Consider the following 25,766-nt stretch of genomic DNA (forward strand, 5'->3'; position numbering starts at 1 on the left):
CCCTCTAAGCTCTTGGATGAGCATTTAAATATGTTTTTCGTAAATGTTCTTTGGTCACATGTGTATAAACTTGCGTCGAACTTAAATGTGAATGCCCGAGCAATTCCTGCACCGTCCGCATATCAGCTCCATTATTCAGCAAATGGGTTGCAAAAGTATGGCGGATCATATGGGGATAGATTGTGGAATTGACATACGCTTTTTTCATGCACTCACTCAAGATATGACGGATGCCTCGGTCTGTCAGCAGTTCGCCGCGATTATTGACGAAGAGCCCTTGATGCTCTTTTTTCTTCATTAATCTAGGACGTGCTTCTTCAATGTAATGTTCCAATGCCTCATGGGCAAACTGTCCATAAGGGATGTAGCGCTCTTTCCGCCCTTTCCCCATGACTTTCACAATTTGCATGTGGCGGTCTAAATCCTGCATCCGGATATTTACGCATTCGCTGACTCGCATGCCGGTCGCATATAACAATTCAAGGATCGCCATATTCCGCATAGACAAATTGTCTTCGCCTTGAACAGAACGAAATAAAGCCTCCATTTCTTCTTCATAGAAAAATTGCGGCAGGCGTTCCTCTTTTTTCGGATGGTAAAGCGACCGGAAAGCGGCTTCACTTAGCCCGAATTCACGGTTTCCATATTTGAAAAAGGAACGGATGGATGAAATTTTTCTTGAAATGGTCGTACGCGATAACGTCATTTCGTATAAATTCGTGACATAATTTCTAGCATGCAAATATTCTACTTCCCGAATATCCGGAATCCCTTCTTTTTCTAGGAACAGAAAAAAATCCTCCAAATCTTTTTCATAATGGTGGACGGTGTGTTCAGAATAATTCTTTTCGAGTTGAATGTAGGTCATAAATGATTTGAGCATCTCTTCTTTATTCATCCGATGGACCCACCTTTTTTGTACAAATAGAAAAGCCTCTAAATTATAACAACATTTAGAGGCTTTTTTCAATTAAACCGTCACGGTATTCATAAAATTGTGAATCGCTGCCAATGCACGGTCAGCGTGCTTCTCTGCGCGTTCCTGCTTGGATTTTACGCGTTCGCCTAAATCCGGGAACAAACCGAAGTTGATGTTCATCGGCTGGAAGTTTTTGCTGTCAGCTTCCGTGATATAGCGGGCCATGCTTCCCAAAGCCGTTTCCGCCGGGAAGATGATCTGTTCTTCTCCAAGGGCAAGTTTAGCAGCATTGACTCCTGCAAGCAATCCGCTTCCCGCTGATTCTACGTAGCCTTCAACGCCTGTCATTTGTCCGGCAAAGAAGATATTCGGATTCGCTTTCAATTGATAAGTCGGCTTCAATACCCGCGGCGAGTTGATGAATGTATTGCGGTGCATCACACCGTATCTGACGATTTCTACATTCTCAAGCCCTGGAATCAAACGAAGCACTTCTTTTTGAGGTCCCCATTTCAAATGTGTTTGAAAACCGACAATATTGTAAAGCGTACCGGCAGCATCGTCCTGACGAAGCTGTACGACTGCATATGGGCGCTTGCCAGTTTTCGGATCTTCAAGCCCTACCGGCTTCATCGGTCCGAACGTCAACGTTTTTTCCCCGCGTGCCGCCATAACTTCAACCGGCATACAGCCTTCAAAATAAATCTCTTTTTCAAATTCTTTCAAAGGCACAACTTCCGCTTCAACTAAAGCCGTATGGAAACGTTTAAATTCTTCTTCCGTCATCGGGCAATTTAAATAAGCCGCTTCCCCTTTGTCATACCGGGATTTCAAATAGACTTTATCCATATCAATGCTGTCTTTTTCAACAATCGGCGCTGCCGCATCGTAGAAGTAAAGGTATTCTTCACCCGTCAATTCTCTGATTTTTTCAGCCAAAGCCGGTGAAGTTAGCGGACCTGTTGCAATGATTGTGATGCCTTCTGGTATTTCCGTTACTTCTTCGTTGATCACTTCGACTAAAGGATGATTGCGGACTTTGTCAGTTACCATCCCAGCAAACTCGTGGCGGTCAACTGCTAATGCTCCACCTGCAGGGACCGAAGCGCGGTCAGCAGATTCGATGATGACCGAATCCATGTGGCGCATTTCCTCTTTGATCACTCCGACTGCATTTGTAAGAGAGTTTGCACGCAATGAATTGCTGCATACCAATTCTGCAAATTTATCTGTATGGTGCGCAGGCGTCTGTTTTACTGGACGCATCTCATAAAGACGCACATTAATTCCTCGTTTGGCTACTTGCCAAGCTGCTTCACTTCCAGCAAGGCCTGCCCCTATCACGTTTACATACTTCGTCATGTTTTAACACCTCTGTTTATTATTGAACTTCTTCTTTGTAATCACAGCTTGTACAATTGATCTGCACGCCTTTTTTGACTTTCTTTTCGACAAGCAGCTCACTGCATTTCGGACACGGCCGTTCGATCGGTTTATCCCAAGAAACAAAGTCGCATTCCGGATAGCGTTCACAGCCATAGAAAATTCGGCGTTTCTTGCTTTTGCGTTCCACGATTTCGCCTTCTTTGCAGGTCGGGCATGTGACGCCGATATGCTTGACGATCGCTTTTGTATTCCGGCATTCCGGGAAATTGCTGCAAGCCATGAATTTGCCGTACCGGCCAAGCTTAAAGACCATAGCTGAACCGCACACTTCACAATCTTCTCCTGCAGGCTCATCTTTAATCTGGACTTTCTCCATTTCATTTTCAGCGACTTCGAGATCTTTTTCAAAATCCTTGAAGAATACATCAATGATGGCGCGCCAGTCGATATCGCCTTCTTCTACACTGTCCAAGTCATTTTCCATTTTCGCGGTAAACTCAATATTCAAGATATCCGGGAAAAATTCACTAACCAGACCGTGGACGATTTCTCCAAGTTCTGTCGGGATAAATCGTTTCGCATCCAATGCCACATACCCTCGTTTTTGGATCGTATCCAATGTCGGAGCATATGTTGATGGCCGGCCTATTCCCAATTCTTCCAAGGTGCGGACTAAACGGGCTTCCGTATAACGCGGCGGCGGCTGAGTAAAATGCTGTTTCGGATCAATTGTGACAGCTTCTACAATATCACCTTCTGCCATATCGGGCAAAATATTATCTTTATCTTCAGTCTGATCATCCGTGCCTTCAATATAGAGTTTCATGAATCCCGGGAACTTCACTTGGGATCCATTTGCACGGAAGACCGCTTCTCCGTTTTGCAGTTCAGCCATCACTGTATCTAAGATAGCCGGTGACATTTGGCTCGCGACGAAACGGTCCCAAATCAATTTATACAATCGGTATAAATCACGGGACAAAATGCTTTTCAACGATTCCGGTGTCCGCATCACACTGGTCGGACGGACCGCTTCATGGGCGTCTTGTGATTTGGCTGATTGTTTAGCGGCAGTGGTCTTAGTTACATAATCGTCTCCGTAATTGCTTGTAATAAAATCCAATGCATCTTTTTTGGCCGTTTCGGAAATCCGGGTTGAATCGGTTCGCATATACGTGATCAAACCTGTGATCCCTTCTTTGCCGACTGCGATGCCTTCATATAATTGCTGTGCTAACATCATCGTTTTCTTCGCACGGAAGTTTAATTTGCGGGCTGCTTCCTGTTGGAGGGATGAAGTTGTAAAAGAAGGGGAAGGATTTCTCTTTCTTTCTTTTTTCACAACGCGGTTCACAGTGAACTTCTTATCTTTCATCGAAGCCATGACAGCTTTTACATCTTCTTCGTTTTGCAATTTCATTTTTTCAGTGGCAGAGCCATAATACTGCGCTTCGAATTTCTTCTTCGCTTTTTCAAACTCGCCTGTAATGGACCAGTACTCTTCGGGCTCGAAATTTTTGATTTCATTTTCCCGATCGATGATCAAACGCAAAGCGACGGATTGAACACGCCCTGCCGATAAGCCTTTTTTCACTTTTTTCCACAGGATCGGGCTGATGCTATAACCCACTAAACGGTCTAATATCCGTCTCGCTTGCTGTGCATCCACCAAATCCATGTCGATTTTTCGCGGATGTTTGAATGATTCTTTAATGGCATCTTTTGTAATTTCATTGAATACTACTCGGCATTCCGTTGTCTGGTCTACTCCGAGCGCATTTGCCAAATGCCACGCAATCGCTTCCCCTTCGCGATCCGGGTCAGCTGCGAGAAAGACTTTCTTCGCTTTTTTTGCTTCTTTTTTCAAATCCTGCAAAATGGGGCCTTTGCCTCTAATGGTGATATAACGCGGTTCATAATTATTTTCAACATCCACACCCATCTGGCTGCGGGGAAGATCCCGCAAATGGCCAAGTGAAGCCCGGACTTTATACTTTTTCCCTAAATAACGTTCGATTGTTTTCGCTTTAGCCGGCGATTCTACAATCACTAAATAATCCGACATGAATATTCCTCCTCATAGAGGTTTCTTAAAATGAATAAAAGAATTACCTGATGCAAAATGTATAACAGTTTTTGTCGGAATGCAAGGTTTTTCATTTTGCTTAGTTATAAATCCTCTGTAAGTTGGGGGTATTCTTCCAGTACTCGTACCCCGTCCCATAGCGGTACAGCGCCTTCTGCGATGAGTTTATGGGGTCCTGCAGATAAAGGCGAGTAAATATCGCCTGGAATCGCAAAAACGTCTCTGCCATGCTCCAGTGCATGTTCTATTGTACTCATAGTTCCACTCTTCACTTTTGCTTCAGTCACTATAACCCCTTTTGACAACCCACTAATGATGCGATTTCTCATCGGAAAATTCCATTTTAGCGGCTGCATATAGGGAGGGTACTCCGTTATTACTAAATGGGTTTCTTCTATTATATTATTGAGCGGCAGATTTTCTTTTGGATAGGGGTTCAAAAAACCGCTGCCGGTCACTGCAATGGTCCGGCCGCCATTGTCGATAACTGCTTGATGGGCCATTGCATCTGCACCGACCGCGAGTCCACTGACAATAACGGTTTTTTTCGCAATCAAAGGCGGAAGCAAGGTCTTTATGGCTGCCCGTGAGTAGCCAGTAGCTTTTCTGGAACCGATTATGGCTATTTTAAAAGGCGCTAAAAGCAGGGAAGCATCGCCTTTTGCATACAGGATGGCTGGCGGGTCGATCAAATCCAGCAAACTTTCGGGGTAATGGGAGTGGAAATAAGATATGGGGGTTATCTTATGTTTTTTATAAAGTTCGTCAAAAGGAATATGCAAAGAATCCGTGTATGCTTTTTTCAATGACGCAGCTTGAGTCATTGAAATTCCAAGCAATACTGACCATTCATTCAATGGCCTGTTTCTCAAACGGCCCAGTTCAGGATCGCCTTCCATTAGGCGCAAGATCCGGTTTAATGGTTTTGGATAAACATAATGAAGTGCATAGAATCGCTGCAAAAATTCTTCAGTCATTTGCTTCCTCCTCTATTTTTCTGTAAAAAAATAAGGCGCATCCAAAAGATGCGCCTTATTCTATTTATTAATGAGTCTTACATTTGTCGTATGTATGCCGTTTTCCGGCGTTCAATCTCTCACTTTTTTCCCTCGGAGTGATTGAGTTTCTTCTATATAATATAGTTTGGGTTGTCCGCCAAACTCTCCGAATTACTTTTTCCCACGTGCAGGATTGTGTGCGAGTTGTGCGAGTGAGTTCAGATTAAGTATCCGACTCATTGGATCGGACTGCCTCAGACAGATAAACACTAATCAATTCCTCTGTTCGATTGCGCAGCCGGACATTCATATATTTCCGTTTTTCATTAAATCCGTCGTAGTAGAAAATGTATTCAGTCGCAAAATCATCGCGCTTCCCTGTCTCGATTCTCAACTGGTGTTTGCGCATATAATCTTTGGTTTCCCGATATTCATGTTCGGCGATTTTGCAAGCCGATTCGACCAGTTCCAGATAAGGGCCCTTTAATTTGAAGGCGCCATCCTGTATGTGCTTTTTGTCTCTCCGAAAGATGGATATCACCATCGGCAAATAGATCGTATTTTCAAAGTGCATTATGTATTCTTTCGGAATCATGCCTGGCATTGCAGAACCTCCAATCGTGCTTATTATTCAGTATAGGCAAAAGTAGGCAAAAGTAGGCAAATAAAAAAGCCCTCTTGCTATTTCCGTAGCAGGAGGGCTCATACTATATAATGTTTGACTCAGTGTAATAATACGCTTAATCAATTCAGAATTAAATTCTTTTGCCTCCGTTAAGGGCTGCCCCTGCAACCACGGACTGCAGATACACCAAACGGCTCATAGTCATCGTGCCATTCACAATGGCTTTCTCATGTTCTCTGGATGTAAAGACCCCACGATCGTATGCTTTTTTGAAGATGCCGGCTAGTTCTTTTCGTTGCGCTTGTGTTAAATTCAATTCTTCCACACCCTTTTCAGTTGGTTTTGCTGCAGGCTTCACGACAGGCATAGGAGCTGCTGGTTTGACTGCTTCCTCAAATTTGATTCCGTACCAGCGACAAGCCGCTTTCGCCGCTACTTTCCCGCAGCGTTTCCGGTATTCGTCTGTCAGCATGATTTTTCGTGCTGCGTTATTGGTGAAGAACTCCCATTCGATTAAGACGAAAGTCGCTGCCGTATCGCGCAGAATGGCAAAGTTGGTCCAGTCGCCCACCTTGCTGGCAAACAGCCCTGTCCCCCAGATTGGCATATCTGGAAACTCCCGTTTATATTCTTCCAGGACCATCTGAGCCAACTTCTTCCCTGTGGCTGAGCTATGCCAATAAAAAACACCGAAGCCTCTTGTGGTGGAGATTCCGGCGTTCCCGTGATGCGACATGCCAATGGCTGTCTTATCGGTTCGGTATTGAGCGTTGTAATTGGCGGTGCGAGTGTTTAACGGCACATCCGGCTTATTGGACCCCTGCGCCGAATAGGTACTGAGTTTCCCTTTCAGTAAGTGTTCGACTTCATCCGCTACAGCTGTATTGAACGAATGCTCGGCCATTCCCGGAACGCCGCCTGAAGCAGCAATCCCTTTACTCGGCGGCCAAGTATTGGATCCGTGTCCTCTATCGTTTAAAAGTTTGGCCATTTGATTCATCCTCCTTTGTGCTGCCATCGCGTTGCTTGACCAGTTCGAATAAACCTGTTGCAGCAAGTCCAGCTAAACCGCCTGCCCATAATCGATTAACATAATCCAGATCCGTGAACGGTTGTGCGGCAAAACCAATCAGCAAGCCGACCAATAATGCCAAAACTGGAACAAAGTTAATCGGCATATTGACCGCTTTCTTAATCATTTCCACTAGTGCTGTGATGATTGGTGCAAGAATTGCCGCAAAAACTAATACCACTGCCATTGTTGTTTCCTCCTTTTAAATAAAAAATCTTTCGACAACTAGATAAAGAACTCCGCCAGCCATAGTCAACTTGCCTGCGAACTCCCAAGCTCTTTCAGAATTTGACCTCTTTATTTCTTGGTTTGACACGGTAATTTCATGATCCCGCTGGGCTGTCGCTTCCTTTGCTTTGTCACGTTCTGTGATTAAATCCCATTGTTTATTCATGGTATCCCTGAAGAAGTCTTGCTGTGATTGATTTCCTTTTAAGATGGTATTCTCTAAATTGGTGTAATTGGACTCAACCACTCGCAGGCGTTCTTCATGTTTTTGATCAGCTTCTTCAAGAATTAAAATTCGTTCTTCATGATTTTTCACTGTATCAAACATAGAACCCTCTCCTTTTGTCGCTGGCATCCTGACCCCCCTCTATTTCTCTATTTTGGGCAAAACAAAAAGAGCGCCCGATTGGACACTCTTTGGTCAATTCATTTACAGAAAAGTTCCGATAGGAGGTCTTTTCTTAATTACACTTTCTTTCACTACGTATTCAGTAACATCGACATCTGGATTTTTCCGCCTCCACCGATTGAATGCCTGGTAATGTTTCATACACAAACTGGCTGCCTGCACTTCACTTATACATCCGACAACTTTGCACCTTCTGATTACATGGATCCGTTTGGATGGATGTAGTGGAAAATCTCCTTTATATCGCATCCGACCATAATGATAGGCGCACAGACCTTTGAGTTTTTGTGTTTCTCCACACTGATCAACGCTGCAGATTTTCATAAGGACGCAACTCCATTTGATCAGAATAAAAGAGCGCCTGGATGTATGCTCTTCTCTTTAGGTAACTATTCATTTGGATTATTTTTCTTAAAAAATATTTCTATCTCCGTATTTCCTAAGAATTGATCGATTTCCATAGTTTCAAATAAATCGTTGATACTATCTACATTGTAAATATTCGGACCACGGTTACGCTCGTTAGGTAGAACAAATCTAAATTCTCTTTGGTGAGATAGAGACTGATGTTTACTGAAAAGGAAATTTAATTCTCCTTCATCAAAACTTTTTTTCCTTTCCCTATCCAAGATTGAGAAATCATGGTATTCAACCTTACCACTTAGAACGGGAATGTTCTTTTCCGTTAAATCTCCTTTAATTCTTTCTATAAAAGAACGTGGATTAAATGTAATCACTGCTGAATCTGCTTCTTTAAAATCATTTTTTAATGATTTTTTTTCTTCTTCTGGTATGTCGAGTACAAACCTGACACTCGATTCACCATGAGAAATCACTTTAAAATCTTTAGCAGCAAATACTGTCAAACAAAACATTGGAATTTCTTTAACTTCTGGATATCTCTCAACAATATTACCGGTTTCGGCTGTAAACATTAGCATACCTGTTGCGAGATCATAAGCCTTCACTTTATTCGTTTCTATGACATGTGCTCCTTCATATTGGTCTCCTTGACCTTTTTTCCTTTCTCTTTTTTCTTGATCAATAAAATAACCGAAATTATTCATATATATTTTTCCGTTTAGAAAGCCCTGTACTCGTTCTTTATTTGTGAATTTAACCATTATTAAAGCATCAGTTACAAACCCATCTAATTCATTTAATCTCATTTTAAAACCCCTTTCCCTCTCCTAATATTCGCCAAAAGAGGAAGGAGTCCTGCTAAGATTTAGAAATTCTATTTCCGAATTTCTCCACTAACCTGTTTAAATTGCTGCTTAATCTTGTCGATTAGCGTAGGTTTATTATTCCCAAATGTTGCTTCAACTTTATAACCATTGCTCTCATGCGCCTCTACGATCTCGGTAATTCGAGTATTCAAGGTAACGCCCCATTCTCGATTACGGACAGTTACTAGATCTCCTAGGAAATAATCTCGTCCGTATTTCAAGGGTGAGGATGATAACAATTGCGCCTCCAAGTATTCTTCTTGGACCAGATTCGTCAGTTCAACAGTCCCTCTGTTCGCAAGTTCTGCACGAATCTCTCCGACAGGCCGCGGTGTGGATTCTCCGCCTTCTTCAGCAGACTCAACTTCATCCGATACGTCTCGCGCATCAAAGAATACCTCGTATCGATCCCTTCCCTGAGCCGTTCCTACTTCTTCTACGATTCGATTAATGCCTTCACCGGGTCCCGCCACAATGGCTTGATTTCGGTAATTCATTTCTGATTCAGAATAGCTCATCGTAGCAATTGTTTTAAACTGCGGGTCGAATTTAACGGGAGGCAGAATGCTTTGTCCTGCCGTCCGGTTACTTCCTTCGACTACATCAAAAACAAAGAGTTTGTTTGGAATATCAATTCGGATTTCAAAACCAAGTCCAGAGGCTAGACTGATTTCAGTCAGTTCTTCTGCCACATTTTTGAAACGGGATTGCCATTCAATTGACGTTCCGCGCTTCTTGTTTGGTGCAATCGCCAGGTTAGGAAATACGCGTTCAGGCTTATCCGGATTGATGAAATTACGATCAATATAATGCTTCATCACTGTTTCAGCAGGACCCGATTTGTTGTCATAGGCTGTATGGGCCGGGGGATACGTAATGCGCTGCATTAGGAATGCTTTTAACGGGAGCGCCAAAATGGACCAGTTCTCAGAGCCTTTTCCGTTTTCGTCCAATTGAATTTCCCTTTGCTTGATAACGAACACTTTGTCATTCTGTCCATCGAAACGGAGCATGCGTCCTTTTTGAAGAAGATCCGCGTTCGGGCTGTATCGATTTATGATTAGCTGCACTTCACCAATCGTGTGGAATCGATCGGTAATTAAAATAGAATCATATTTAGTGATTTCACCCAGCTGCTGAAAGTCCTGGTCGATGATGCGTAGTGATTTCATATTTCACCTTCTTTCAGGTAAATAAAAAGAACGCCGGTTAGGGCGCTCTTCAAATATCATTCTAATGCGTTAATAAAAACAGGGTTGTGCCAAAGTAAAAAAATATGGACTTGACGATTAGGGTTGAATGTATTTCTTTGTGACTTTTCAGGAATGCTGATAGATACACCGTTTTTTATATATTCAATTTCATAATCAGTGATTGGTTGCCTATTTTTTTCAAATATATAGTATACATCAAGATAAACAAGATTCTCTTCCTTAAAATTATCAAGTCCATGTAATTGGTATGTTGGGATTTGATTTCCCCCATTCGCGTCCATAGATATGGATGTTAACACTCCACTGCTACTTGCCCACAAAAACTGAGGATTATTAAGGGAAAAACTTTTCACCTTTTCTTCGATTACGTTCAATTCTTTTTCCACTCTTTCATCAACCCATTTCCGAGCAAGAACATAAAGCGCCCACCCAGCAGCCGCTATCGCTACCCCTAATATAGCTACGACAATGGTTAATGTGAAAGTAACATTTGTTTGTACTAAAGTGATTAAGTCTCTCAAGTGTTCAATTTCTAAAGCATAATCTTCTTCCATTTCCTCACCCTCCCAAACTAATTCATTTGACAGAGGAGGAATGGATTCCTGCTAAAAATTGAAAATTTAATTTGGAACTTTAAATAGCACAAGTGTTTCTTCTCTAAAATTACTTTTAAAAAAAATACGCCTAATTAGGCATTAATGATGCTGCGCATAATGATCCTGGTGTGACTTACTCGCCAGTTAGAATTTCGATAACTACTTCACGCAAATTGCCAACGTCCGGGACCTGCTCAATTGTGCGTTTACCTGCCAAGATTAAAATTGCGTATGAGTTTGCGATTGAGCTTTCCGTTGTGAATGTCATAAATAACATCTCCTTAGTTTGTATTAGAAATAGTTTAAGCAGCGAGAACATTTGAAACGACCTCACGCAGATTTTGGAAATCCGGTACGTCGTCGATGGTTTTGATCCCTTTTTGAATGAGTAGTACATAGTCTTTTACAATTTGGCTATTTGCTGTAAACATTAAAGTCCGCCTCCTGACATCATCAGAATCATTTCGAACATTTCTGCATTGGATTGAGCTGTTTCAACCCGAAGCAGTTCAATTTCTGTGGCTGGATAATCAGCGAATATTACTTTATGCTCCTCTGTGGAAGTATCTACGCGTTCTACATATTTTTTTTCGGGTATTGTCACCCATAAGAAAGGAATCCCAACTGGTTCTTTTTGTGAAGGTGTTCCCGACTGAGAAGATACAACGTATCCTTCCGCATCATAAATAATTAATGTTTCCAATATAAATCCCTCCTATTCACTGGCTTCCCAGCGCCGATTAGTCATACCTGATGCAAATCCGAGATTAGTGCAAGAAAAACCGGTATTCGTAATCGTGAAATAAGCACCTTCTCCACCTTTGTAAGCCGTATTAAAATCTGAATATATAACGGTTTTGTTGAAAGCGCTTGGCACACCTGACTGATGATGCCTTTGGTACGTAGCGCCTCCTATTTCCCCAGTAACCCATATCTTATTAGGTCGGAAATTTAAAGTGTTCACACTGATTGTATTGTTTGTGTTAAAGGTACCCTCGGCAAACTTCTTCCCCGTACTAATCTGCGCAGCAGCCGTTTCAATCTCTTCCCAAGAACTATTCTCTGTAATCGGTAGCGCCGGATCTACGGCAAGTAACGCGGCTACCATATCACGCTTTACGTTATTGCCAGATTGAAAAACCTCGTTTATGGCATCGACAATCGAAGTCTTTGCCGTTGTGCTGAGTAATGCTTTATCACCGATGCCGTGCGCCGCTTCATCCGCCTTATGCGCAGCAAACTCAGATGCAGAAGCAAATCCACTTGCTTTCAAATCTGCAAACCATTCCTGGTATTCTTGCTCATAATCTGCAAGGTTTTGAATTAATTGTTGCTCAAACTGCTCTGCTTCTACACCAAGCTCCGCTGTTCGAGCTGTGATATATAATTGAAACTGATCCGTCGGGATGCTAATCAGTGAATAAACAATCCCGCAAAGATTTTCGTCAAGACGTTCATCCAACAAATCGGAAACCCGTAAGCTTGCCGTGTTTGCCCGAACGCGAACCTGCGCGAGCGACAATTCATAAATGAAGTTATCTCGTTGTAATGCGGGCGCTACAGGACTCGCACTGGACACACCCTGCTTCACATGCAATTTTATATTCCGTTCCGCATTCCGCAGATCCAGTCTTAAAACAATCCGGTCAATCCGGTCGAGAGTTGCTTCCGGAATGCTGTGGCTCAGCGTGAGAGGCGCTGTATTCTCGTACAGATGCCCCTTCATAATGGCTTTCCCTGCGTTGACGACTGTGTTGAGCGTTCCGGCTTCCACAGTGACAGACATGCCCGGGACTTCGGTAGTGTGAAGCAATCCTGTAGAAAGCACGCTGCCAAAGTAATCTGCGAAATCTGCCGCTTGGTAGGTACGTGCATCACCTGGTGCGCTATTGAAAAACTTAAATATTTCCATTTCCTAGCCTCCTTATACTGCTGTGTACAATTTGTTGTATCGAATATCCACAATGGCGCCTTGAATATCGCTGTCAGCCGTGTATTCGATATTGTTTTCGCCTAAGGCTAATTGGAAAAATACGGCGTCATCATCAATCCAATTGAATACATTCCGACGATTCCCATCCGGTCCTAGGAAGAACACCGTCCCTGCCTCTGTATCGATCTCCATGACTTCGCCTTCATTGAGCGTCTGATTGACCTTGAAGAACTCACCGGTTGTGTTGTTAATGATTCGCGGATTAACCGCAGGACCATGAAATTCAATGAATAATGGTGCGGGACTATCCCCATCGTTGTCCATCACGCGTTCGTCTCGTTGGATACCCATCTCAAAGACTCCCTCAAATGGGAACTTAAAAAGTTCTTCAAATGTCGGTTCTTCCGTCATTGTGAGAGATTTCCAGTAAGGGTTCGGGCAATTGAACAAAATCATTCCCTTTTGCAGGGTTTCATTTCGGCTGCCGCTGTCAGGGTATATCGGCACGGATTCAGCCACCGCTTCAATTTCTCGGATCAAGTGTTCGTTTTCATAACGCAAAACGCCTAAACCTAACTTAGGGCTTAAAATACGCCCAGACTTTGCCCTGTTTTCGGAAATTTTTGCATAGCCGTCATCTTCTGCTATCAAAAAGTTAACGGTAACCATGCGTTCTTCTAATAACGTATCGACATAGGAACTGCCATCTTGATAAGGTGACTTCTGTGTTTGATTTATCGCCGAGACATCCCCAAGCCCATCAACGCTGACCAAATAAAAAGGAGGGCCATCAAAATGAATGACCTCTCCTCTTGCATTCGTAAAGCTGATTTTTTCCATTTAGACCCCCCATTCCATCGCCAATTGCCGACTGGCTTTCATTTGTTCTTTGCGGATCTCGCTAGGTGATAATGGCGTTGTAGAATGAATGGCGATGTGTTGCGTGATGCCACCGCCCGCACCTTGTACGCTGCCTGTGTGCGAGACTGACATGCTGACTTCCAGTTCGTTTTTAATCTGGCGCTTCATGTTGTCGATATCTGAGCGAATATCCACACCGTTTGCGCGAATATCTGCGACATCGGGAATCATGGCGCTCGCCATCCGATTGGATGCTGCAACTATCCCGGCAATCGAGCTATCCATTCCCTGCATTAGTCCGAGACCTGCATATTCTCCGAGTGTTGCCAATACCCGTGAAGGAGAGTGAATGTCCAGCGCACTTTGAATTGTTTTCCGTATGGATTCGGCAATGGCGCCGGCTTTCGCCATCAAAGGTCCTTTCATCGATTCCATTCCGTTCATCAAGCCTGTAATGGCATTAGATCCGACTTGTTTCAAAGATTTTAATGTTGTCTCTATTCCGTTAGCAGCCGATTGCATTGCTGCTACCCACTCTATTTTCAAAGCATCAAGTTGTTTGGCCGACTCCGTGCGCAACAATCCGATCTGAGTTTTTGTATCATTCCGCATACCTTCTAGTTCTCCAAGTGCTTGAATACGGGCAAGTGCGGTTTTTTCTTTCCATAGTGCTTGGTACTCGTTTAACTGTGTCGCAGACATCGCATTTAATGCGGCAATCTCTCCATAAGCTGACGGGCCCATTGCACGGAGTTCTTCAAGCAAACCTTTCTGGATGCCCTTAGAAGCAAGGTCGTTGATGTCCTTAGCCCAATTTTTAAAGCCGCTGACTTGCCCTTTGAGGTTCGACAATAAACTATCTCCAGTTCCTTCGAATGAAGATTTCATTTCCTCGAATAAGCCGGTAAATGAATACAATGTTTTTGTTCGTTCATTAACCGAGTTTTCATAGGCTTCTGTCAAACGCTTTTCATCTGCGACCAGTTCGTCATTGATCGCTTTACTTCGATTTAAAAATTGTTCATTGACCGATGAGATTTTATCATTAATTTCTTTCAATCTAGCTTGGTATTCGACTTGCGCATCGATTTTTTCTTGTGTGCCATTTTTAAATGATGCAACAGCCTTTTCCCAGATTTTCGCTTCTTGAACTGCAGATAAGCCTTCAAGCTTCTGTTTATTGTCCACAAAGGTTTTTATGGCATCTAAACGGTCTTTCTGTAATTTTGATTCCTGGGACTTAACTTCTGCCACTGATTTATTTCTGATCGCCGCCACCTTGCTGTCATGACTCTTTTCCTCTTTTATAATATTCGCCGCAGCATCCTTGCGGATTTTCTCGATGCGTAAGTTTTCGGAGGTGGTCAACTTACGTTTCTTTGCCTTAGCATTGGCTTTGATACGGTAAATATCATCTTCTGCCTTTCGTTCGAGTCCCGCAATTGCTGAATTGTGACGTTTGTTTTCTGCTGTCACTTCCTTCGAGGCTGCCGTTTGAATCGCCTTAATCTCTTTTGTATGGTTCTTGGCTGCGCTGGTAAGTACTGAAGTTAATCCAGTCATCACCTTTTCATTCGCTTTTCGTGTGCTGCTGACACCATTTGCTAATCCTTGCCCAACAAATTCACCGATCTGAGTAAATACACGGGATGGAGAATTGATGTCCAGAAGGGATTTCGCCTTGCTGATGACTCCACCGACCAGACCCGTAATGGATTCGATTGCGGCTTTTCCCATACCCTTGATTCCATCAATTAGACCTCGCACCAAATTGCCGCCAGCTGAAACCATTTCACCAACAAAAGAAAGAACCTTACCTGGCATTTCTGCAACTTTTTGAGAGAGCGCAGTTACGGCTTCCGTCATTTTCGTCCGAACCGTAGTCACGACCTTTGCAAAAAATGTACCAACCGATGAAACCAGTTGACCGATTTTAGAAGAGGCTGCTGATTTCATAGCATCCCATGCAGCAGATGCAGCCGCCTTGGCATTCGCCATCTTGCTTTGAACTGAACTTACAATTTGCGAGAATTTCACACCAACTGTGGACGCTAAGAATGAAAGAACGTTGGTGAAGTGCGATTTGATCGCATTCCACACATTTACAATTAGCGTCTTCGTACTGTTCATTTGATTCATGACCGCTTGTTTCATACCCTCAAAATCACCTTTTACTAAGGCTTTTAAGTAGGAGATAACATTTGAAAAAGTCGTTTTTACATACGACAAAACAGATGAAATGATTTTGCCTGATGAATCCATCGCGGATTTAATGAGTTGATACACTTTCGGGAAATTATTCTGGACATACCCCACCACTTTGGTTACGGCGTCACTCACGGCTTTCGAGACCGCTGACCAGGCTTTAATCGTCCAAGCCTTTACCGTGTCCCAATTGGCTACAATTAGGGCGACAACTCCAATGACTGCCGCTGACACCCATCCAATTGGTCCCATGGCTACTATCCAAGAAGCTGCAATCTTCGCCGCGCTAACAGCAAAGGAAATGGCTGCTTTCGTGGCCATGAGCATCAAGCCGCTAAAGAACGAGTTGACTAGCAAGCCAATTGGCACTAGTGTCGTGAAGGCACCGACCAATAGTAGGACACCTGCGAAGACTTTCCCAATCCATGGATGAGCCTGCATCATAGAGTTTGACCACGTTAGGAATGACTGCACCATGCCGAGAATGGTTGAACCCAGTGGAGCAAGCGCAATGCCCAGATTCGTGATGAATGTCACGAGTTGACCGATCACACTAAGTACGACGGGCCCGCTGGTCATAAAGTAGTCTACGAATTTCTTAAACCCTGCATTCTCACCAAGCTCTGTAGACCAAGCTCTGAAACTAGCCATCATTGTTTGTAAGCTCGTCATCATCGTCGCCGAGGAAGGCGCAAACGCTGCAAAGGTATTGATGATCCCCATTATGGCATCGCCAAATATTGCGCGGATCTTCGGCATATTTTCGGAAACGTAGCTCACAAACGATTGGAAATTCGTGCTTTCCCCCAATTTAGCTGACCACGTTGCGAAGCTCTCGGACATTCTCAAGAATCCGTTTGAGGTTTCGATGGCTAACGGTCCAAATGCAGTCATCATGCTGAGGAATCCCTGTATAAAGTTTCCTGCCGCTTTGGTGACGGTTTCTAACATTGGTGCAGCAGTAGTATTTAGGTATCCAAAGAAAGCTTTCATAGGTGCTGACTCAATTGAACGACTAAGTGAGTCCATTAATCCATTGGCTGTATCCATAACATTCGTGAACATAGGCTTTAGTGTTATTAAAACACCGCTTAAAGTACCTAAGGCTTTGGTGAAGATTTGTATGGTCTGTGGTTGCAGGGCGTCGGTCAGTTCACTCCATGTGGACTTCAAACCGTTAAGGGCTTCAAGTCCTTTGGTTTGCTCCTCATTTAAAGACCCTTGAATTTGTTTCATTTCTTTCATAATTTTGTTTCGTTCTTCCCAGCCTTCTGCCTTGGCCAGTTTTTCTTCAAGTTTCTTCAAATCTTCTGCAGCGCCAAATATGTCGTTTAAGTTTGAGATAGCCACTCCTGCAAATGCCGCAACACCGATTCCGGCTGTACCAAAAGCAGAGGCTAAAGCGAACGTAGAGCCTGCCAACGCACCTATCATCGGTCCTAAGTTTCCAATCAACCCAACTGCCGAAGCGATAACTGGAACCGCCGCCGGGCTGATTAAAATCATTCCACCACGCCCAGTAATGGCCGCCACCTCTCCAATATTTCTAGAGAAGGAAGCGATCTGCCCCATTGTGGCTTGGTAGTTGTTCCAACGAGAAATGATGTTCACCACTACACGTTCTCTAGCAAATTCCCGAACTTGCCGATTGACGCGTGCAGCTGTTACAAAGAAGCCTGTTGCATCTGCCGTAATATCCACATCATGCCGTTCGTTCAAAGCCGACAATTGTGCTTGTACGGCTCCCATCTGAGCCATAAAGCCAGCGATATCTGCTTCGACTTGCGGATCTGCTGTGGAACGGGCGATTTCTCGCATACGTTCCTGGACCATGAGAATATCTCGATTGAACTGTGCAGTTTCTGCTCGGATTTCCGGTGTAACCGTATCGCCGGCTTCAGTTAAAGCGCGTGTGACTTCAATCATTTTCTTTTCAAAGGAACCGATATCTGCGCCGATGCGAGCTTCTGTGATTTTTCGGCTCAGGTTATTCGTCTGCCGATTCACATCATTTGCCGCTGCATTAAAGTCGGAAGAGTTTGCGTTGATGGTAATGGTTGTATCGCCTTGCAACGCTAATAGTGCAGCTCTGGCTTCTGTGACGGCCCGTTGTAAATCGGAAATATCTCCGTTCACATTAACATCCACGTCGCCAGATAATTGTGTAATCATGGCGTTGACTTCTGCAGCACCCCGGTCAAAATCCGTTGTGTTGATATTGATAGGAATGGTCACGCCAAGTGCAGCTTTTCGAATGCTCTTATCGACTTCCTTCAATTTGCGTTGAAAGTCTTTTATATCCGCCAATATATCAGCGGTAAATCTTTCTGAAATCATGGATCACCCTCCTTTCTTAGTAGGATTAGGTCTGTATTTCTTCATCGCTTCCTGCGCATTTCGGAACATTTCCGCATTGAACCTTGGTTTTTCTTCCACAGTTCCATTTATAATCTGTTTCCGGTGCTTCTCAGCGTCGTAAATGTCCGATAGCTTCAATCGTTTCTTGCCTTTGGCGACAACTGTGAAATAAGCATTTACAGCAGCCATTTCATAGTCATCGACTTGTCTTAATTGACTAGCTTTGATGAAGTTTTTGAATTCCCGAGGAGTCCAGGAATAGATCAGTTTCGTGTCGTAGACGCCCAAGTAATGAGCAGCATCGATTAGGATTTGGTCGTATTCGAATCCGTTAACACCGCTCTGCTTTCGGTCAGTACTTCGTACATCTGCATCTGTGCGGCTTTTTCCTCTTTCGTGCCCTTGGCCGTCTTTACCGTTTCCAGGCCGTCCCAGAATTTCTTCACAGGATTTTTGTAAAACCCCGACTCGTTAATCGCTCCGAAGACTTCTTTGAACAAGGGTTCTGTTTCGCCCGTCTTTTCGATCACAGCTTCTAAGGCATTCTCAATATCAGTTACCGTAGGACGATTTTCCTCATGCGCTAATGCACAATCCCAGAAGGACACAAGTGATTGATTGTCGAAGCTCAGCACGCCTAAGAAGATGCTCATAAATCCTTCGATTTCCTGCCCGTTTTCATCAAAGTTCTTATATTTCTGTTTCGCCACCCGATCAAATGCGAATGAACATTTTGCTTCGTGTTGTTTACCGTTAATTTCTAAAGTTGCCATATTCCTAATTCCTCCTCTGGAATTCAATGTTTTAAGGGATAAAAAAATAGGCGGGGAATCCCCGCCCGTGATTATGGTGTTGTAACTGGTGCTTTTGTTTGTTCTGGGAACTCGCCTGTTGATTCGCCTGGTGCTTCGAATCCATACTGCCCAAGAGCAATTAGTTCTTCTGGCAGCGGATCAATTTCGCCTTCAACTGAGTTGCCCAATACTTGAACTGTGGATGACACTTCGACAAATCCGTCTTGCGGAGAAGATTTCTCAACCGATTCAACCAGACCGTAAGCGAAAAGTGTGTCGTGCTTGCCGTTTGCGTTCAAGTTCAAATCAACTTCCCATAATTTCACTTGTACTTTTTTACGAATTCCATCAACGATAGCTTTTTGTCCCGGGTCTGATGTTTGGCCATAAGCTGTTAAATCGAATGATTCGCTTGTTTGGCCATAGCCTAAGATGCGGCCGAATTTCGTTTGCTCGTCTAGCAATTCATTCTCCATTGAGTGAGAATGCTCTGTTGAGTTACCGATCAAGTAGGCGTCTTCACCTAGTACGGCTTTTGTTGATTGGACTAATAGAATTGAATCTTTACCTCTTTGCATGAATGGTCACGCTCCTCATTTGTTTTTGATAATGACTTTGAATCGTGCGATGCCGTGTTTGATTCGCGGATCTGCGTCGTCAATCACCTGCATGGTTGGTTTCTTCACTTCGAGCAAAACAAAAGGACCCTCGATTGAGAGCCCTTTGCCGATTGCTTTGAATACTTCACTTAATATGTGATAAGCCTGTTTCTTCCCTTCGTAATCCGACCAAGCATGTACAACGAAGGAAACCTCTTCGCTGTAGTTGTTTTTCGTCTCGAAAGGTAGCACATTCGGTTCCCCGACAGTAATGTAAGGGAAAGTGTGTTCTTCGCTTACCACGTCATGAACGCCCGTTACAGCACTAGGAACGAGGTCGGAGGACAATCGCCTGTAGATTGCTTGCTGTAAGGGCCACAATGCCGTTTCAATTGTCATCCGAGTCTCCTCATTTCATTTCGGTAATAGCGTTCGCCTTCGTCTACCGCAGGTCCCCAGAAGGGCTGCGGCTGCATACCGTTTGTGGTGACGAACCGACCGAGCTTATCGCTGTAGTAAGTCCATGGCGTTTTACGACCATTTCCTTCCGCTGCATAAATCCCAGTTCCGTATTCCACATAGATCGCATAATGGGCCGTTACCCGAACAATTGCCGTGAAGCCGTCGTTCAGGATTTCCATTTCAATGGAGTCACGCAAGTTCCCATCATCCACAGGCGCAAGCAAACGGGCATTCGATACGATGGTCTGGGCCGTCTCCACGACGATCCGTTTGATTTCCGATTCGACATGTTCTCCAAAACGTTCTATCGCTCTAGACAATTGCTGACTGCCAAATGTGATGCGGCTACCCATTCGCGACCAACTTCAGGGACACTTTCATGACCTCATGTTGTCCGCCTTGGTCTTCCGGCTTGCCGACGATTTCATAAGTGGCGTTTCTGTAGCGACAGCGCATTTGTTCTTTCACGTCTTCTCGGAACGGATAGTACAGGCTACGGTCTAAGGTGTAATCGAGTTGCTGCGCTTTAAACAACTCTTGGCTGGTAGGCGTATCTAAGAAGCCGTTGAAGGATAGCTTCTCTGCCCAACCCGTTTCATATCCACCCCCGCCATCGGGGATGCGCGTTTTTTCAAGAAATACAATTTCGTGTGGAAACTCATCTTGAAGCATGGAACTTCACCTTCTTATAAGGCCGGAGGTACTTTGTCACGCTAGCAGGCATATCCAAATCGTATGAATACGAAACAGAGCCCATTGAACGTGATTTCAGCCCGACTTTTAATAGACTGTGTTCAATCGCTTTCGCCAAGTAGATTTTCACGCCACCTGGCAGGCGAAGCGTTCCGTCATCATGAATACCTCCGAAAGCGTTATTTGTCTGAGCCATTGCATCTTCAAGCAGGAGCGGCAGCATGGTCATGATATATGCGTCATGCTTATCCTCAGTAGAAGGAATGCCGTTAATGGCTTTAATTTCTTCCACGTCCTGTTGCGTAGGCTTAAATTCTACTTCCATTCGGCTTCACCTACTCTCCGAGGATGGCGTTGATTAGATCCTCTTTGATTGCATCAGAAGGATATTCGACGTCGTTTGCGTCAAGATATGCCTTCAATTCATCATTTTTGATTTTCTTCAATTCTGATTCGCTCATTTTGGAGTAATCTTTCGTTTTCACTTCCGCAGGCTTCACTTCATTAGCAGGCTTATAACCTCTCGCTTTGTAGATTACGTCATAAGCTCTTTGAGTTATCCGTTTAGGAAATCCGTCCGGGCTTACCACATCGATAAACCCGTCGGATGATTTAACGTATTTGACCATCTTAGATTCCTCCTTTATTAAGGTGTGACATCAGGTGTAATCGCTGCAAATGCTTCTGGCTTCACGTTCATGTAACCGATGTGCATTGTTGCACGAAGCGCGAACATATCACGTTCAAACAGGTTGATCGGGTTGCCGTTTGCGTCCACTACAGAAGAAAGTTGCGCATCTTCTGATACCGCATATTCGATGCCTTGCAAAATACCGTAACGTGCATAATCCCAGTCACCCATAAGCGCCGCTGCTTTAGCTGTGTCGAATGCTTCCGGCTTCGCATAAGTAACCGGCATGCCTTCCACGTCGTTCAAGTCAGTGTAATAACGGTTTCCGTTTGTTGCGTTTACTGCACGTCGCAAGTTTTGTTTAAATGCGTTTGTCGCTGCAATGCCATCAGGATTAAACCCACCTGCTTCAATAAGCGCCATTGCATCGAACACCTCGTCCTGTAGATCCGTTCCTGAACCTAAAGCAATCAAGTTTCCTGCATCTGTTGCGCCATTGAAAACAGATTTGCCGCTTGTGTGCGCAGCGAAAGGAGAATTTGTGCCGAACAACGCTGCAATATCAAACGTTTCATAAAATGCTTCAGCAATTAACGGTTTCACTTCGTTAAAGAAGTCTTTAGCCGTATAGCGCAAGAACTCTTTCGAGAATGGGATAATTACGGCTACTTTTTCCGCTTGCATGGAAGCTGTCAACCATTCGACTTTAGAAGTTTTGATCACTTCAGTTTCAGATACCCAGTAAGCGCCAGGTCCTTTTGCTTTAAAAGAAAATGTTTTCTTCGGTGCTGTCATCGGCTCATTCTTCGCCAGCTTCATGACGGTCGAGCCTTTAATGACGTCCTCGATAATTAAACCGCCCTGTTCTTCTGGAATCTTACCGTTTTTTACATCGGACATAAGAACGTGATCCGGTGTATATGTTTGTTCAGCGAAGAACTGAAGGTTTCCGCCTCCTAAGCTCAATCGTTTTGTTTGGTTTACTGTTTTTTCTACTGCCATGTTGTGATGGCCTCCCTTTTATTGGTTTCGGACGTTATGTTCTGCAGCCATATCCTGAATCGATTTGATTGTTGTCGCTCCTGGATTGCCGCTCGGCACTTCCCGGCCGTTTTCTTTAAACTTGCTGTTCACGCCATCATTGATCAACGCATCCAAATCGGCTTTTAATTCCGATAAAGTAGCAGTCGTCGAGCTTTCATCGTCGCCCAAGAAGCGTTCGATATATTTAGATGCAAATTGAGACGGCAACTTGTTATCAGTCGCATACGCCATGGCTTTATTCTTCAATTCAGCACGTTGTGTCGCTTTTTCCCCGTTTGCAATCTTCTCTTCGAGCTCCCGAATGCGTTTTTGCTCCGGCGTTTCTTCTGGCGGATTTCGTTTTTTCACTTCTTCCTCGACCAATTGATTCAAGTGGTTGGATTTCCATGTTTCAAGGGCCGTTTTGTGATGTGTATCTTTCACGGAATCCAATTCACTTCGGAAATCTTTGTTTGCTGCAGCTGCCGATACGAGGTCACCTCTTTCAAGCGATTCTTGGATATGCTTTTCAAGAGCCGAATTGTCACCAGCTTCAACAAGTTCTTTGAATTTATTTAAATCAATCTTCATTTCGCTTCCTCCTTTGCCCTCCATACGCCAAAGCCCACAGAACGCATAATAAATAAGCCTTTTATGACGTCGTGCTTAGGACGCTTTGCTATTTAACCGATAGCTCGCAGATGATGGATCACCTTAACCTTTCCGGCATACCGCCTGCTTATGGCCTAGCAATATCCATCACCCCTTTCAAAAATTAGTCGTTCACAGTTAATTGCTCTTTCCAGTCCTCATAAGTCACATAAGGAATCACACGGTTCGGCGGATTGATTTCCTTCTGTGCTTTCTTCAATGCCTGTTTATAGGTCATTGATTCATCCGCCATGTACTTATCAATGCGATCCGCAAGCTTCTGCTGATACTTGTCGTCCATGTAGTCGCGTTCTCTCCGGTATTCTGGCAGTTTGCCGTTTACCTTGAACACAATTACGCATCGGCATTGAATGGTAAGAGCTGCAGCATCCGGACCAACCCAAAGCCTTGGTGCCGTCGTGAAGTTCTTCTTATAAGTGAATACGCCGTTATTATCAGCTTCTTTTCCGTCTAGAAAGCGATGCGTCATTCGGACTCGATTGTCTAGCATCGATGCCCAAACCTTGACCGTCTCGGCGTACTGGGAAGCCACCTCATTCACGCGTTCCGAAGCAATGCTTCTAGCCCTTCCGACTTCCGTTCGAGCGACCAGGCGTGCTTTATTGGATGCAAAACCGACTTGTTTCTCCAACCGTTTTGCAATCTGCGAATAACCTTCACCAGCAATCAATCCCTGTGCAATTTCGATGTTGATTTTGCGGACGACTTCATTCCGGTGCTCCTCCATCACTTTCGGGAGGGAGAGCTCTTTCACTGGATTCTCAAGCGCACTTTCAATCACACCCTGCGAAGGAATCGTGAAGCCCATACGCGAAGAAGACTTGGAATCTTTCTTCTCGTCCACAGCCTTGATAATGCGCTCCGTTAATTCCCGCGCTTGTTCTCTCGCCAATTCGAATTCAACTTCAATCGCCCGAAGCATTTCTTGTTTGGTTTCGACGGTTTCCCGTTCCGGTCCAAAATGCTTTTCAAGCATCCGTTTGATATCAGAATCACGCAGCCGTTCAGGTAACGGAATCTCCATTTCCTGCAGCAACTCTTTCACAATGCCGGTCATCACACTGAGCGACGGTAATTTATAGCCAATTTCCGTGCCGTCTGACACTGCCATTTCAACCACATAAGCCGTGAGCAAGTATTTCGCTAGATACTGTGTTTCGACTTGTTCCTGAATGGTCTGAATGACTTCTCGGTAGTGATTGGACATTAAATCGGTGATTAATTTCATTTCCTTCTGGAACCGATTGTATTTATTCAGCTCAGTAAAGCTCAGTTCGCCGTTCTTCTCATACTTCCGGTACATTTCCGATAGTTGAAAGAGGATAGTCTTCAATCGCTTGCCAAACACCTTCTCGAGATCCGATTCAGCATTGATTAAAAGCTTGTCGAGCTGTTCTTCGATTTCGAATTGGTTCATGCTTAATCACCTTCATTCAGTGCAGGCAGTGTTTGTCCATAACGCAAAGCATCTTCTTCCATCGCCTCCAGCTCATAATCCACATTGTCGACAAATGGCAATAAGGATAGCCGCGTGCGTTCACTAACCGAGCCTTTCAATGCCAATGTCGCTGCCGCTTCGTCTTGAATGTGAATCGGAAGATTGCGCTTGAAGCCGAACCACACTTTGAGATAATCTTCTTTGCTGACGCCTTTACGCTTTGCCCAGGCACTGAAGATTACTTTGAACTGATAACGCAAGGCGGAAGTGAATTTTCGCTCCATTGTGATGCACTTGTTCTCGAGTGCCATGATTTTGTACTTCAATGCCACGCCGGATGCTTGTCCAGAGAATGATTCGTCCGTAAAGTTCACGGATTTTGCAAAACGTAGGATGTTGTCTTCCAATCGATTTAAATGGTTTTCAATCATCTGATCGTTGATGTCCTTCGTCAGGTAGCGCACATCGTCATTCTCGCCAAATAACTCGAACATTCCCGTCTTCTTCAAATCATTGAGCGTATCGTCGTCTGCGCTCATTCCTTTTAGGATTAAGTAAGCCAGCCGGTATTGCTCAATCTCATTGGAAGCATCGGACAGTGTACGGTCATAGGCATCAATTAGAGCCAGCACCTTTTCCGCATCACCCTTCAACTCCGCATTATTTGCCACACCGAATAAAGGATTGTATTCAAACAGATGCGCTTTCACATCCCTCTGAACGAAGCTGGTGCCGTTTCTCGACTCATAGAAGTAAATGTTTGTGTCATCGTAAAACTCAGCGAACAGGTCGTCTCCTTGCTTGTAATAGCGCAAGGAATAGTCCGGTTCGTGAACATCATCACCAATGAATGCCACTTCCCACGGATTCATGTTCTTTACTCGTTCATCGCCTTCAATATCCACATAAGCAAGTCGAGCTGAGATTCCACAGATCGCTGCCATCTTCCCTAATTCCGAATCCGCATCCTCTGCATTGTTCCGCAGCAAGAAGTTTTCGATTTCTTTTTTCAATGGCGATTCTTTATCGTCCATATCATACGTAATCGGATGACCGAACATGTAGCCCACTTTCGTATCGACAATATCCACATCAAACGCATTGTTCAATCGGTTATTAACTTTGTCATCAACCCGGCGAACATTCCCGCCCGTTTCAAAATCTTCATATTCCGTGGCTTCCCGTGAAAAGATTTTCGGGCCGTCTGAATCTGCTTTGTATCGTTGATAAAGTTTGAGCATCCGCTCCCGGTCTTTTGCGTGTTCTTCGATGATCTGATGAACCAGTAAGCCGGTGATGCCCGTTTCTTGAATCGTCTTTTTAAATTGCAGCAAT

General features: G+C 44.2%; 29 protein-coding genes. All 29 read right to left on the reverse strand.

Annotated features, from left to right (window positions below; genetic code table 11):
* Nucleotides 1–4: 4 nt before the first annotated feature.
* Nucleotides 5–898 (reverse strand): tyrosine recombinase XerC, encoded by an 894-nt coding sequence (xerC, locus tag AC2EXB_RS12130; protein ID WP_483601644.1) that lies wholly within the window; start codon nt 896–898, stop codon nt 5–7.
* A 72-nt stretch (nt 899–970) separates the two neighbouring features.
* Nucleotides 971–2,281, reverse strand: coding sequence for an FADH(2)-oxidizing methylenetetrahydrofolate--tRNA-(uracil(54)-C(5))-methyltransferase TrmFO (gene trmFO, locus AC2EXB_RS12135; protein WP_251474374.1), 1,311 nt, complete (start codon nt 2,279–2,281; stop codon nt 971–973).
* Between the two features lie 19 nt (nt 2,282–2,300).
* Nucleotides 2,301–4,370 carry a type I DNA topoisomerase gene (gene topA / locus AC2EXB_RS12140; protein WP_235196578.1) on the reverse strand — a complete coding sequence of 690 codons (2,070 nt, stop codon included), beginning with the start codon at nt 4,368–4,370 and terminating at the stop codon, nt 2,301–2,303.
* Between the two features lie 104 nt (nt 4,371–4,474).
* A complete protein-coding gene (gene dprA / locus AC2EXB_RS12145; protein WP_483601645.1) occupies nt 4,475–5,368 on the reverse strand; it encodes a DNA-processing protein DprA in 894 nt (297 codons plus the stop codon).
* Between the two features lie 244 nt (nt 5,369–5,612).
* Entirely contained in the window at nt 5,613–5,993 is a 381-nt protein-coding gene (locus tag AC2EXB_RS12150; protein WP_483601647.1) for a YhjD family protein, read from the reverse strand.
* A 151-nt stretch (nt 5,994–6,144) separates the two neighbouring features.
* Entirely contained in the window at nt 6,145–7,005 is an 861-nt protein-coding gene (locus AC2EXB_RS12155) for an N-acetylmuramoyl-L-alanine amidase (RefSeq protein ID WP_483601649.1), read from the reverse strand.
* Complete coding sequence (locus AC2EXB_RS12160; RefSeq protein WP_483601650.1) at nt 6,983–7,273, reverse strand: holin; 291 nt, start codon at nt 7,271–7,273, stop codon at nt 6,983–6,985. The genes AC2EXB_RS12155 and AC2EXB_RS12160 overlap by 23 nt, the downstream gene beginning before the upstream one ends.
* A 15-nt stretch (nt 7,274–7,288) precedes the next feature.
* Nucleotides 7,289–7,669: a hypothetical protein gene (locus tag AC2EXB_RS12165; RefSeq protein ID WP_483601651.1), complete on the reverse strand. Its 381-nt coding sequence runs from the start codon at nt 7,667–7,669 to the stop codon at nt 7,289–7,291.
* Between the two features lie 443 nt (nt 7,670–8,112).
* Nucleotides 8,113–8,892 (reverse strand): hypothetical protein, encoded by a 780-nt coding sequence (locus tag AC2EXB_RS12170; protein WP_483601652.1) that lies wholly within the window; start codon nt 8,890–8,892, stop codon nt 8,113–8,115.
* 68 nt (nt 8,893–8,960) lie between these two features.
* A complete protein-coding gene (locus tag AC2EXB_RS12175; RefSeq protein ID WP_483601653.1) occupies nt 8,961–10,124 on the reverse strand; it encodes a siphovirus ReqiPepy6 Gp37-like family protein in 1,164 nt (387 codons plus the stop codon).
* A 56-nt stretch (nt 10,125–10,180) separates the two neighbouring features.
* Nucleotides 10,181–10,720, reverse strand: a complete 540-nt coding sequence (locus AC2EXB_RS12180; protein WP_483601654.1) for a hypothetical protein — start codon at nt 10,718–10,720, stop codon at nt 10,181–10,183.
* 175 nt (nt 10,721–10,895) lie between these two features.
* The gene (locus AC2EXB_RS12185; protein WP_483601655.1) at nt 10,896–11,030 is read right to left on the reverse strand and encodes a CD1375 family protein; all 135 of its coding nucleotides are present in this window, start codon (nt 11,028–11,030) and stop codon (nt 10,896–10,898) included.
* 34 nt (nt 11,031–11,064) lie between these two features.
* The gene (locus tag AC2EXB_RS12190) at nt 11,065–11,193 is read right to left on the reverse strand and encodes a hypothetical protein (RefSeq protein WP_483601657.1); all 129 of its coding nucleotides are present in this window, start codon (nt 11,191–11,193) and stop codon (nt 11,065–11,067) included.
* Entirely contained in the window at nt 11,193–11,465 is a 273-nt protein-coding gene (locus AC2EXB_RS12195) for a hypothetical protein (protein WP_483601658.1), read from the reverse strand. Before AC2EXB_RS12195 ends, AC2EXB_RS12190 begins: the two co-directional genes overlap by 1 nt.
* A gap of 12 nt (nt 11,466–11,477) precedes the next feature.
* The gene (locus tag AC2EXB_RS12200; RefSeq protein WP_483601659.1) at nt 11,478–12,674 is read right to left on the reverse strand and encodes a hypothetical protein; all 1,197 of its coding nucleotides are present in this window, start codon (nt 12,672–12,674) and stop codon (nt 11,478–11,480) included.
* A gap of 12 nt (nt 12,675–12,686) precedes the next feature.
* Nucleotides 12,687–13,535: a phage distal tail protein gene (locus AC2EXB_RS12205; RefSeq protein ID WP_483601660.1), complete on the reverse strand. Its 849-nt coding sequence runs from the start codon at nt 13,533–13,535 to the stop codon at nt 12,687–12,689.
* Complete coding sequence (locus tag AC2EXB_RS12210; protein WP_483601662.1) at nt 13,536–18,098, reverse strand: phage tail protein; 4,563 nt, start codon at nt 18,096–18,098, stop codon at nt 13,536–13,538. It abuts the gene before it with no gap.
* Between the two features lie 3 nt (nt 18,099–18,101).
* Nucleotides 18,102–18,407 (reverse strand): hypothetical protein, encoded by a 306-nt coding sequence (locus AC2EXB_RS12215; protein WP_483601664.1) that lies wholly within the window; start codon nt 18,405–18,407, stop codon nt 18,102–18,104.
* 17 nt (nt 18,408–18,424) lie between these two features.
* Nucleotides 18,425–18,892 (reverse strand): tail assembly chaperone, encoded by a 468-nt coding sequence (locus tag AC2EXB_RS12220; RefSeq protein ID WP_483601665.1) that lies wholly within the window; start codon nt 18,890–18,892, stop codon nt 18,425–18,427.
* Nucleotides 18,893–18,963: 71 nt separating this feature from the next.
* The gene (locus AC2EXB_RS12225) at nt 18,964–19,491 is read right to left on the reverse strand and encodes a phage major tail protein, TP901-1 family (protein ID WP_483601667.1); all 528 of its coding nucleotides are present in this window, start codon (nt 19,489–19,491) and stop codon (nt 18,964–18,966) included.
* A gap of 15 nt (nt 19,492–19,506) precedes the next feature.
* Nucleotides 19,507–19,911 carry a DUF3168 domain-containing protein gene (locus AC2EXB_RS12230; RefSeq protein WP_483601668.1) on the reverse strand — a complete coding sequence of 135 codons (405 nt, stop codon included), beginning with the start codon at nt 19,909–19,911 and terminating at the stop codon, nt 19,507–19,509.
* On the reverse strand, nt 19,908–20,327 hold the full coding sequence (locus tag AC2EXB_RS12235) for an HK97-gp10 family putative phage morphogenesis protein (RefSeq protein WP_483601670.1): 420 nt from the start codon (nt 20,325–20,327) through the stop codon (nt 19,908–19,910). The genes AC2EXB_RS12230 and AC2EXB_RS12235 overlap by 4 nt, the downstream gene beginning before the upstream one ends.
* On the reverse strand, nt 20,320–20,646 hold the full coding sequence (locus AC2EXB_RS12240) for a phage head closure protein (protein WP_483601672.1): 327 nt from the start codon (nt 20,644–20,646) through the stop codon (nt 20,320–20,322). The genes AC2EXB_RS12235 and AC2EXB_RS12240 overlap by 8 nt, the downstream gene beginning before the upstream one ends.
* The gene (locus AC2EXB_RS12245; RefSeq protein ID WP_483601673.1) at nt 20,633–20,992 is read right to left on the reverse strand and encodes a phage head-tail connector protein; all 360 of its coding nucleotides are present in this window, start codon (nt 20,990–20,992) and stop codon (nt 20,633–20,635) included. Before AC2EXB_RS12245 ends, AC2EXB_RS12240 begins: the two co-directional genes overlap by 14 nt.
* Before the next feature lie 10 nt (nt 20,993–21,002).
* Nucleotides 21,003–21,296, reverse strand: a complete 294-nt coding sequence (locus tag AC2EXB_RS12250; protein WP_483601674.1) for a hypothetical protein — start codon at nt 21,294–21,296, stop codon at nt 21,003–21,005.
* A gap of 17 nt (nt 21,297–21,313) precedes the next feature.
* Nucleotides 21,314–22,198: a phage major capsid protein gene (locus AC2EXB_RS12255; RefSeq protein WP_483604746.1), complete on the reverse strand. Its 885-nt coding sequence runs from the start codon at nt 22,196–22,198 to the stop codon at nt 21,314–21,316.
* Between the two features lie 120 nt (nt 22,199–22,318).
* The gene (locus tag AC2EXB_RS12260) at nt 22,319–22,912 is read right to left on the reverse strand and encodes a DUF4355 domain-containing protein (protein ID WP_483601675.1); all 594 of its coding nucleotides are present in this window, start codon (nt 22,910–22,912) and stop codon (nt 22,319–22,321) included.
* Nucleotides 22,913–23,096: 184 nt separating this feature from the next.
* Nucleotides 23,097–24,410: a phage minor head protein gene (locus AC2EXB_RS12265; RefSeq protein ID WP_483601677.1), complete on the reverse strand. Its 1,314-nt coding sequence runs from the start codon at nt 24,408–24,410 to the stop codon at nt 23,097–23,099.
* A 2-nt stretch (nt 24,411–24,412) separates the two neighbouring features.
* A complete protein-coding gene (locus AC2EXB_RS12270; protein WP_483601678.1) occupies nt 24,413–25,765 on the reverse strand; it encodes a phage portal protein in 1,353 nt (450 codons plus the stop codon).
* Nucleotide 25,766 lies beyond the last annotated feature (1 nt).

This window comes from Planococcus alkaliphilus (assembly GCF_057031095.1).

Bases quoted from the DNA above. Each gene is read 5' to 3' on its own strand.
- AC2EXB_RS12200 (WP_483601659.1), bottom strand. From the start codon at position 12,674: ATGGAAATATTTAAGTTTTTCAATAGCGCACCAGGTGATGCACGTACC.
- AC2EXB_RS12260 (WP_483601675.1), bottom strand. From the start codon at position 22,912: ATGAAGATTGATTTAAATAAATTCAAAGAACTTGTTGAAGCTGGTGAC.
- AC2EXB_RS12155 (WP_483601649.1), bottom strand. From the start codon at position 7,005: ATGGCCAAACTTTTAAACGATAGAGGACACGGATCCAATACTTGGCCG.
- AC2EXB_RS12220 (WP_483601665.1), bottom strand. From the start codon at position 18,892: ATGGCAACTTTAGAAATTAACGGTAAACAACACGAAGCAAAATGTTCA.
- AC2EXB_RS12170 (WP_483601652.1), bottom strand. From the start codon at position 8,892: ATGAGATTAAATGAATTAGATGGGTTTGTAACTGATGCTTTAATAATG.
- AC2EXB_RS12185 (WP_483601655.1), bottom strand. From the start codon at position 11,030: ATGACATTCACAACGGAAAGCTCAATCGCAAACTCATACGCAATTTTA.
- AC2EXB_RS12240 (WP_483601672.1), bottom strand. From the start codon at position 20,646: ATGCTTCAAGATGAGTTTCCACACGAAATTGTATTTCTTGAAAAAACG.
- AC2EXB_RS12210 (WP_483601662.1), bottom strand. From the start codon at position 18,098: ATGATTTCAGAAAGATTTACCGCTGATATATTGGCGGATATAAAAGAC.
- AC2EXB_RS12245 (WP_483601673.1), bottom strand. From the start codon at position 20,992: ATGGAAGTAGAATTTAAGCCTACGCAACAGGACGTGGAAGAAATTAAA.
- AC2EXB_RS12230 (WP_483601668.1), bottom strand. From the start codon at position 19,911: ATGACAATTGAAACGGCATTGTGGCCCTTACAGCAAGCAATCTACAGG.
- trmFO (WP_251474374.1), bottom strand. From the start codon at position 2,281: ATGACGAAGTATGTAAACGTGATAGGGGCAGGCCTTGCTGGAAGTGAA.
- AC2EXB_RS12175 (WP_483601653.1), bottom strand. From the start codon at position 10,124: ATGAAATCACTACGCATCATCGACCAGGACTTTCAGCAGCTGGGTGAA.
- AC2EXB_RS12180 (WP_483601654.1), bottom strand. From the start codon at position 10,720: ATGGAAGAAGATTATGCTTTAGAAATTGAACACTTGAGAGACTTAATC.
- AC2EXB_RS12250 (WP_483601674.1), bottom strand. From the start codon at position 21,296: ATGGTCAAATACGTTAAATCATCCGACGGGTTTATCGATGTGGTAAGC.
- AC2EXB_RS12225 (WP_483601667.1), bottom strand. From the start codon at position 19,491: ATGCAAAGAGGTAAAGATTCAATTCTATTAGTCCAATCAACAAAAGCC.
- AC2EXB_RS12205 (WP_483601660.1), bottom strand. From the start codon at position 13,535: ATGGAAAAAATCAGCTTTACGAATGCAAGAGGAGAGGTCATTCATTTT.
- dprA (WP_483601645.1), bottom strand. From the start codon at position 5,368: ATGACTGAAGAATTTTTGCAGCGATTCTATGCACTTCATTATGTTTAT.
- AC2EXB_RS12265 (WP_483601677.1), bottom strand. From the start codon at position 24,410: ATGAACCAATTCGAAATCGAAGAACAGCTCGACAAGCTTTTAATCAAT.
- AC2EXB_RS12190 (WP_483601657.1), bottom strand. From the start codon at position 11,193: ATGTTTACAGCAAATAGCCAAATTGTAAAAGACTATGTACTACTCATT.
- AC2EXB_RS12165 (WP_483601651.1), bottom strand. From the start codon at position 7,669: ATGCCAGCGACAAAAGGAGAGGGTTCTATGTTTGATACAGTGAAAAAT.
- AC2EXB_RS12255 (WP_483604746.1), bottom strand. From the start codon at position 22,198: ATGTCCGATGTAAAAAACGGTAAGATTCCAGAAGAACAGGGCGGTTTA.
- AC2EXB_RS12235 (WP_483601670.1), bottom strand. From the start codon at position 20,327: ATGGGTAGCCGCATCACATTTGGCAGTCAGCAATTGTCTAGAGCGATA.
- AC2EXB_RS12150 (WP_483601647.1), bottom strand. From the start codon at position 5,993: ATGCCAGGCATGATTCCGAAAGAATACATAATGCACTTTGAAAATACG.
- topA (WP_235196578.1), bottom strand. From the start codon at position 4,370: ATGTCGGATTATTTAGTGATTGTAGAATCGCCGGCTAAAGCGAAAACA.
- AC2EXB_RS12160 (WP_483601650.1), bottom strand. From the start codon at position 7,273: ATGGCAGTGGTATTAGTTTTTGCGGCAATTCTTGCACCAATCATCACA.
- xerC (WP_483601644.1), bottom strand. From the start codon at position 898: ATGAATAAAGAAGAGATGCTCAAATCATTTATGACCTACATTCAACTC.